Genomic DNA, 8,315 nt, shown 5'->3' with positions numbered 1-8,315 from the left:
CCTGCATCGGAATCTTTAAGCAGGGGAATTAGCTGTGGCACAGGAGTTTTAGCTGCTGCACCGATACTCCCCAAAGCAGAGGCTGCGCTGCTACGCACATTTGGATCGGAGTCTTTAAGCAGGGAAACTAGCTCCGGCATAACACTTTTAGCTTCTGATAACAGTAAAGAATCCCAGTGATAGCGTCTAACTCTTTTTAGCAAATCAGCAGCGCGAAGACGTAACTCTACATCTGAATTTGTCAACATTTTAACTAAGGCAGGAATAACAGGGCGACCAATTTGCCTTAGAACCTCGATCGCACTCTGGCGGACTAGCAAATTCTTATCTCGCAAAGCTTCAATCAAAGCAGGGATAGCTGGTTCACCTATTTTTCCTAACTCGCTAATAGCTGTATCAAGTTCCCTTTCATCGTTACTCTTTAACTTCTTGATTAATGAGTTAATCTCTTGAGAACTAGCCTTGGATGCGATCGGGTTTTCAGCCGAAGCATTGCGAGTCAACAGCAAAGGCGATGTGAAAGATAGAAACGAGAGGGCAATTACGGCAACTAATCTTTGTCGGTAGTGCTTCGTCATGGGCCAGAATCCTTGTATTTGATGAGCAGTCTCAGCCATTTGAATAATAATTGTATCTACATTCTCATCAAATTGGTTTCCAGAGTTCGGGCGATCTAAATTTGTGCTTGTCAGTGGTGAAATCGATCGCCCTAAATCCTGCTTAAAAAGCGGGACTTTAAGAAGATTCCGGTTTTTCCCTTAAACAACAATTATTTATGTGTAACTCTTGCTGGGAATTTGAATATATGAATCCGGCATTTCATTCTGCTGGTGAATAGCAAAGAAACGGCGCTCAATTTCTTTGAGAACTGCTGCATCATAATAAATCATGCCACAATCCAGACAAATCTCAACAGGCGTGTTAGGAACTAGCAAGTATTTACCTTGATGACTATACAGGTAATTGATTTTACGTTCCTCATAGCGGTTGCTACCACAGGTATTGCATCGGATTTCTCGCATGAGTTTATATTTTTATTTGCTAGTTTCCACCAACAGAGGTTCGATACGCTCGTGACTAATCAGCCGATGAGCATAAACTAGACAAGCCTGAATATCTTCTCTTTCTAACCAGGAATAGCCTTCGAGAATCGTTTCAGGAGTGTCGCCAGCCGCTAACATTCCTAGAATGTGCTCAACCGCAAGACGGCGACCCCGAATAATCGGTTTTCCGTTAAATATTTGGGAATTTACTGTGATTCGTTCTAAGAGTTTTTGAGCATCCATAATTTGAGGCATAATTAGATATCTTATATTCTATCATTTGTTTATGAGTTCCGAACCCCTGACTCTCTCAAAAACCAATCCTGTTTTAGCCGCCCAAGGATTAACTCGCCGCTTTGGCGGTTTAGTTGCTGTAAACGACGTATCTTTTACAGTTGAAAAAAACGAGATATTTGGACTGATCGGCCCTAACGGTGCTGGCAAGACAACTCTATTTAATGTAATGACTGGACTGATACCTGCTTCTAGTGGCAATCTGATTTATCAAAATGAAAATATTTCCCAATTGAAGCCTTATCAAATTGCGAATAAAGGTATTGCGCGCACTTTTCAAAATATTAGATTGTTTGGGGATCTTTCGGTGTTGGAGAATGTGGCGATCGCCCGACACATCCACAGCCGATCGCAAAATCCGGTATTATCGCTACTATCGGGGATTTTCGGCTTACCAGAATCTAACGCTATGGAGCGCAAAACCCAGCGGAAAGCCCTGGAATTGTTGGATTTGGTCGGTTTGGGCGATCGCGCGCAGGAACAAGCCAAAAACCTGCCCTACGGCGATCAGAGGCGTTTGGAAATCGCCCGCGCCTTAGCCCTGGAACCGCAAATCTTACTGCTAGATGAACCAGCGGCGGGGATGAATCCGACGGAAAAGCACAAGTTAAGTGATTTTATCCGGGAAGTGCGGGAACAATTCAATTTGACTGTAATATTGATCGAGCATCACGTACCGCTGGTGATGGGATTGTGCGATCGAATTGCTGTATTGCATTTTGGTCAGCTTATTGCCTTGGGTGAACCTGCTTTTGTTAGGAACGATCCTGCTGTAATAGAAGCTTATTTGGGAGATGAAAAATAGAAAATTACAAAACAATGGGGCGATTGGAACCCGGCGATTGGAAATCGCGCCTACACAAACAATGTCCGCCTCCGCGGACTAAGAGTAATATTAAAAACTCACATATTGCATCATTTGTACGCATTTTGTAGGGCGGGTTAACCAATAATAATTACCTAAAATCTACAATCTCGTAAACCCGCCCGCCCCAACTACAAATCTCAAACTCCAAGTCAGATAAAATGCACAATGTCCCCCCAAAGACTACCAAAAATATCCTGTTAGAACTCAAAAATCTCTGTGTAAATTACGGAGGAATTCAAGCCCTGCAAAATGTGAATTTAACCGTAAATGCGGGCGAAGTTGTCAGTCTCATCGGCGCTAACGGTGCGGGGAAAAGTACGACATTGAGAGCAATTTCTAAAATAGTTAATTTGCGGGAAGGACAAATCATCTACAGCGGGCGCGATATTAGTCGCCGCCAAGCTCACGAAGTGGTAAAATTGGGAATCGCCCACAGTCCAGAAGGGCGAAGGGTTTTGGCGCAGCAGACGGTGTTAACTAACTTGGAATTAGGGGCTTATGTGCGATCGGACTTCGCAGCCATCAAAACCGATTTAAGCCGCCAATTCGAGATATTTCCGCGCTTAGCAGAAAGGCGCACTCAACTGGCAGGAACCCTTAGCGGCGGGGAACAGCAAATGCTGGCGATCGCCCGCGCGCTCATGAGCCGCCCGAAACTGCTATTATTGGACGAACCCAGTTTAGGCTTAGCACCTGCGATCGTCAAAGAAATTTTCGGAATCATTCAAAACCTACGCTCTACGGGCGTTACAATCTTGTTAGTGGAACAAAACGCCAATTTAGCACTCCAAATTGCCGATCGGGCTTACGTACTAGAAGCTGGTAACATTACCATCACAGGCATAGCATCAGATTTACTCAACAACGAACAAGTAAAGAAAGCATACTTAGGTTAATTCCGACATTTTTGGGTTCGTAGTGAGGACTTCAGTCCTCTTCATGAATCCCAAAAATCAGAGGACTCAAGTCCTCACTACAAACTTAACTACAAACTTATTATAGAGGATAAATTAATGCACAAAATAGCAGCTACGCCCGGAGGTTGGAACCCTCAAGCAGAAGGAGTAATTTTTATACAGCAAACCCCAGCACCAATCGTATTTATTAGTGCTGCTGACACTGACATTCAAACACTCGCGGCCGCCGCATCCAAAATGCCACCCGAATTCCCGAAAGTGCGGGCCGTAAATCTGCTTCAGTTGCAGCAACAATTAACCATTGACACCTACGCCGAGGAAATTTTAGAACGCGCAGAGGTAATAATTTTAAGGCTGTTAGGCGGGCGTTCTTATTGGTCTTACGGATTAGAAGTTCTGCGGGAAACGGTGCAGAAAACTAATGCGGTATTGATTGTGATGCCCGGTGAAGATAGTCCAGATCCGGATTTAATTAGTCATTCTAATGTATCGCTGTCCGCAGTCAATCAACTGTGGCGCTATTTCACAGAAGGCGGAGTCCAGAATTTTGTTAATGCACTCAAGTTTACGGCTGACACTTGTTTGAAAACTGCTTATAATCCGCCTCTTCCTCAAACAGTTTCTCGGGTGGGAATTTATGATTGGGGAGGAAATACAACGGCTGGTTTGGGAATTTTACTACCAGATTCCGATCCCCCTAAATCCCCCTTAAGAAGGGGGACTTTGAACCCAGATTCCGATCCCCCTAAATCGCCCTTAAAAACCGAAACTTTGACCACTTCTTGCCCCCCCCTTCTTAAGGGGGGCTGGGGGGGATCTCCGGGTTTACCAACCCTTGCTAAAGTCGGGATTTTATTTTATCGCGCTCATTATTTATCGGGAAATCTAGCACCTATTGATGCACTTTGTCAAGCATTATATGACCGAAATTTAGTACCAGTTCCCGTCTTTGTGTCTTCGCTGCGAGAACCGGATTTGCAAGTGGAATTGGTGGAACATTTTAAACCCAAAGATTCCGAACCAATTCAATTACTCATTAATACAACAAGTTTTGCAGTCTCGGGTTTCAACAATCTCGAACCGGAACAAAATAGCTTTAAATCCTTAGATGTTCCTATCTTGCAAGCAATCTTCAGCGGCGGCGGTTTGGAACAGTGGGAAACTGAATTACAAGGACTTTCGCCGCGAGATGTGGCGATGAATGTGGCATTGCCAGAAGTAGATGGGAAAATTATTACTCGGGCTGTTTCTTTTAAAGCTGTACAAACTTGGAACAGTGAATTAGAAACAGATGTGGTAGGATATGTCGCAGCGGACGATCGCATTTCATTCGTAGCAGACTTAACGGCGAATTGGGTGAAGATGAAGCAAACCCCCGCCGCCAACAGACGCATCGCCATAATTCTCGCAAATTATCCCACCCGCAACGCCCGCTTAGCTAACGGCGTTGGCTTGGATACGCCCGCTAGCTGTGTGGAAATCCTCAAGGCTATGCAGGAAGTCGGTTATCAAGTAGATAATATTCCCAGCAGCGGGAACGAGTTAATTGAAATGCTGATATCTGGCGTAACAAATGACCCGGAAGGACGGGAATTGCGCCCTGTAAATCAATATTTGGATTTGGCGGAATATCAAGAATATTTTGCAACTTTGCCGCAGCAAGTACAGGATGGAATTTGTAATAGATGGGGGTTAGCGACTGGGGAAAGAAGGACTGAAGTCCTTACTACGAACCTGGAAGGAAGGACTGAAGTCCTTACTACGAACCTGGATACGAATCTGTTTCCGATTCCGGGGATTCAATTCGGAAATGTGTTTGTCGGGATTCAACCGTCGCGGGGATACGAAATCGATCCGGCGTTAAATTATCACGCGCCGGATTTGGAACCAACTCACAATTATCTTGCTTACTATTATTGGCTGCGCGAAAAGTTGGGAATTGATGCGATTATTCATGCGGGAAAACACGGGAATTTAGAATGGCTTCCCGGTAAAAGTGTGGCATTGTCTAATAAATGTTATCCCGAAATCGCATTAGGCGCGCTGCCGAATTTCTATCCGTTTATTGTCAACGATCCGGGGGAGGGTTCCCAGGCAAAAAGACGATCGCAAGCCGTGATTATCGACCACCTCACCCCGCCGATGACTCGCGCCGAACTTTACGGGCCTTTGCAGCAGTTGGAAGCCTTAATCGATGAATATTGCGAAGCCCAAAGCTTAGATCCGTCGAGATTACCGATGATTCGCGATCGCATTGTAGCCCTTACCAACCAGGAAAATCTAGATAAAGACCTAGGTATCCAACTCAATAAATCGGAGTTTACCGAGTTTATCACCCGCACCGACGGTTATCTTTGCGAACTCAAAGAGTCCCAAATCCGCGACGGATTGCATATTTTTGGTCAATGTCCCCAAGGTAGACAGTTGCGAGATTTGATAATTGCGATCGCCCGCCATCCTAGCACAAATCGTTCCGGCTTAACCCGCGCCCTCGCCAAAGACTTAAACCTAGACTTCGATCCCTTAACCACCGCAGGCGATTTAACCGCAGAATTAGAAGCAAAAGCTGCTGAATTAGTAGATGATTTAATCAAAAACATCCGCGTCGATCCGCGTTCATCTGCGGTTAAAATAGGAGAAGCAACCCAACAAGAATTAGATTGGATTTCCAACTATCTTTTACCTTCACTCCTCCAAACAAACCAAGAAATTACTAACCTGTTGCGCGGACTAGATGGACGACACATCCCCAGCGGTGCATCCGGCGCGCCCACCCGCGGCAGACCAGATGTATTACCCACAGGTCGCAATTTTTACTCCGTAGATATCCGCGCTATTCCCACAGAAACCGCCTGGAGAGTTGGCAGAGTTGCAGCCGAAACTTTAATCGAAAGATACACTCAAGAAAATGGTGAATATCCGAAAACTTTGGGTTTGTCTGTGTGGGGAACATCGACTATGCGGACAGGTGGAGACGACATCGCCGAAGCCTTAGCATTAATCGGAGTTCAACCAATTTGGGATGGGCCTTCGCGCCGGGTTGTAGATTTTGAAATCTTGCCTGTTGCTGTTTTGGGGCGACCGCGCGTTGATGTTACTTTGCGGATTTCTGGCTTTTTCCGCGATGCTTTTTTTAATTTAATTGATTTGTTTGACTCGGCTGTCAAAGCTGTGGCGGATTTAGATGAATCTGCGGAAGACAATCCTTTAGCAGCACAAGTTAAACAAGAGATTTTGGATTGGGAATCGGCTGGTTTGAGTCGGGAAGATGCGAAAGTGCGATCGCAATTTCGAGTCTTTGGTTCAAAACCGGGGGCTTATGGTGCGGGGCTTCAGGGAATAATTGAAGCTCAAAACTGGACAGACGACGGCGATCTAGCAAAAGCTTACATTAATTGGAGCAGTTACGCCTATACTTCCTCTAGTTCCTCAAATTTGCCTGGAGATGCAGCCGGAGTTCAACAAAGTGAATGGGGATGTTCGGCACCGGAAGCCTTTACACAGCGCCTCAGTCAAATGCAAATAGTTCTCCAAAATCAAGACAACCGCGAACACGATATCCTCGACTCCGACGATTATTATCAATTCCAAGGGGGAATGACTGCGGCAATTCGCAATTTGCAAGGGAAAAATCCTGAAACTTATTTCGGAGATAACTCGATTCCCGAAAATCCAAAAGTGCGACAACTCAAAGAAGAAATTGCGCGGGTTTATCGCAGCAGGGCGGTAAATCCGAAATGGATTGAAGGGGCGATGCGTCACGGTTATAAAGGTGCTTTTGAAATTGCCGCAACGGTGGATTTTTTGTTTGCTTACGATGCTACGGCGAATTGTGTTGAAGATTTTATGTATGAAGGAATTGCACAGGCTTACATTTTTGATGAAAAAGTTCAGGTATTTATTCAGGAAAATAATCCTTGGGCGCTGCGAGATATGGCGGAAAGATTGTTAGAAGCTCGCCAACGGGGGTTGTGGGAGAGTGCCAGTCAGGATATCCTTGATAAATTGCGATCGATCGCCCTGGAAGCCGAAGCAGTCATCGAATCCCACACAGAAATACGCAATTAACATCACCAGCCCACTTGCGGTAATATTTACTAATGTTTCGCGAACGGTGAAAGCTGTATGATTCGCCGCTACATTGCTACTCTGGGTACTAACATCTTAAAACGTACCTGCACCGCGATCGCTGCGATCGCCCTAACAACAGTCGGATGTTCGCCACCCAAGCCACCCAACACCGCAGCGACATCAAGCCCGATCGCATCATCCTCCGTCCTAACGCAGCCACCAACCTCTGTGTTAGCCAAAAACCCCAATAAACGCCAAAAATCCATCAGCGTTCCTTCCTGCGCCCAAAACGACCCATTTGGAGATTCAGTTAACTTTGCCACCAAGGCCGCCAATTTGGCTCAGTCAGCCAATTCAAAACAAGAGTGGGACGAAGTAGCAGCCCAATGGGTGCAAGCGGTAGCCTGGATGCAAGCGGTTCCCCCCGGTAGTCCCAGGCGGGCGTTTGCTGAAAAAAAAGTCACCGAGTACATGAAAAATCTGGTTTATGCCCAACAGCAAGCGGGCGCAAGTCGATCGCAAGCCAGTACAGTCAGCTTCAGCAGCGATTTACTCGACGAACAGTTAGAACTATACCTATCCTACGTTGCAGCCGTCGGGCCGCCAGATGTTTTGATCGTCGGTAGTTCCCGGGCGTTGCAGGGCGTCGATCCCAAACAGCTAAAACAATCTTTGGCTGCTAACGGCACTCCGGGTTTAAAGGTATTTAACTTTGCAGTCAACGGCGCAACTGCCCAAGTTGTTGACTTTCAACTGCGACGGCTGTTGAAGCCCGATTATTTACCTCAAATGATTGTCTGGGCGGACGGTGTGCGCGCATTTAACAGCGGCCGGGACGATCGCACTTTTAATTCGATCCTAGATTCTGAAGGCAACCAGCTTTTAGCAGCAGGCGTTCGCCCCAAACTCCCGTCTGGTGAACCTAACGTGACGCCCCAGTGTTACCGATTCCCGCAGTCTTGTAACACCGATGGCGACGGGATTTTCCGCCGATCCCAGGCATCGGTCGATCGGGCTTTTAGCGGCGGGCAAGATGCCCACCCCACAGTCAAATTACTCAACAGTGGAACAGGCATCTTGCCTGTTGCTGACTGGGGCGGGCAAGATGCCCACCCCACAGTC

General features: G+C 46.3%; 6 protein-coding genes and 1 pseudogene. 4 read left to right on the top strand and 3 right to left on the bottom strand.

Features of this window, described 5'->3' with window-relative positions; all coding sequences use genetic code 11:
- The 3 genes from JGK36_RS32655 to JGK36_RS32645 form a co-directional block, all read right to left on the bottom strand.
- Positions 1-578, bottom strand: a 578-nt coding sequence (locus tag JGK36_RS32655; RefSeq protein ID WP_293199262.1) for a HEAT repeat domain-containing protein, incomplete at its 3' end; no start/stop codon positions are given.
- Between the two features lie 195 nt (positions 579-773).
- A complete protein-coding gene (locus tag JGK36_RS32650; RefSeq protein WP_293186644.1) occupies positions 774-1,022 on the bottom strand; it encodes a type II toxin-antitoxin system MqsA family antitoxin in 249 nt (82 codons plus the stop codon).
- Between the two features lie 12 nt (positions 1,023-1,034).
- Positions 1,035-1,298, bottom strand: a complete 264-nt coding sequence (locus tag JGK36_RS32645; RefSeq protein WP_293186643.1) for a DUF433 domain-containing protein — start codon at positions 1,296-1,298, stop codon at positions 1,035-1,037.
- A gap of 31 nt (positions 1,299-1,329) precedes the next feature.
- Between JGK36_RS32645 and JGK36_RS32640 the strand changes: the two genes are divergently transcribed.
- The 4 genes and pseudogenes from JGK36_RS32640 to JGK36_RS32625 all read left to right on the top strand — a co-directional run.
- Positions 1,330-2,142 carry an ABC transporter ATP-binding protein gene (locus tag JGK36_RS32640; protein ID WP_293186642.1) on the top strand — a complete coding sequence of 271 codons (813 nt, stop codon included), beginning with the start codon at positions 1,330-1,332 and terminating at the stop codon, positions 2,140-2,142.
- A 221-nt stretch (positions 2,143-2,363) separates the two neighbouring features.
- Positions 2,364-3,101 (top strand): ABC transporter ATP-binding protein, encoded by a 738-nt coding sequence (locus JGK36_RS32635; RefSeq protein WP_293186641.1) that lies wholly within the window; start codon positions 2,364-2,366, stop codon positions 3,099-3,101.
- Positions 3,102-3,218: 117 nt separating this feature from the next.
- On the top strand, positions 3,219-7,190 hold the full coding sequence (gene cobN / locus JGK36_RS32630; protein ID WP_293186640.1) for a cobaltochelatase subunit CobN: 3,972 nt from the start codon (positions 3,219-3,221) through the stop codon (positions 7,188-7,190).
- Positions 7,191-7,247: 57 nt separating this feature from the next.
- A pseudogene (locus JGK36_RS32625) lies at positions 7,248-8,315 on the top strand (hypothetical protein); the annotation flags it as partial.

The organism is Microcoleus sp. PH2017_35_SFW_U_B (assembly GCF_020737865.1).
In the GTDB taxonomy this organism is placed as follows: domain Bacteria; phylum Cyanobacteriota; class Cyanobacteriia; order Cyanobacteriales; family Microcoleaceae; genus Microcoleus.
The sequence above is the reverse complement of the archived record's forward strand: the minus strand, read 5'-3'. Positions and strand labels throughout refer to the sequence as shown.

What these genes read in the sequence shown, in the direction of transcription:
- JGK36_RS32645 (WP_293186643.1), bottom strand. Translation starts at nt 1,298, where the DNA reads ATGCCTCAAATTATGGATGCTCAAAAACTCTTAGAACGAATCACAGTA.
- cobN (WP_293186640.1), top strand. Translation starts at nt 3,219, where the DNA reads ATGCACAAAATAGCAGCTACGCCCGGAGGTTGGAACCCTCAAGCAGAA.
- JGK36_RS32650 (WP_293186644.1), bottom strand. Translation starts at nt 1,022, where the DNA reads ATGCGAGAAATCCGATGCAATACCTGTGGTAGCAACCGCTATGAGGAA.
- JGK36_RS32635 (WP_293186641.1), top strand. Translation starts at nt 2,364, where the DNA reads ATGCACAATGTCCCCCCAAAGACTACCAAAAATATCCTGTTAGAACTC.
- JGK36_RS32640 (WP_293186642.1), top strand. Translation starts at nt 1,330, where the DNA reads ATGAGTTCCGAACCCCTGACTCTCTCAAAAACCAATCCTGTTTTAGCC.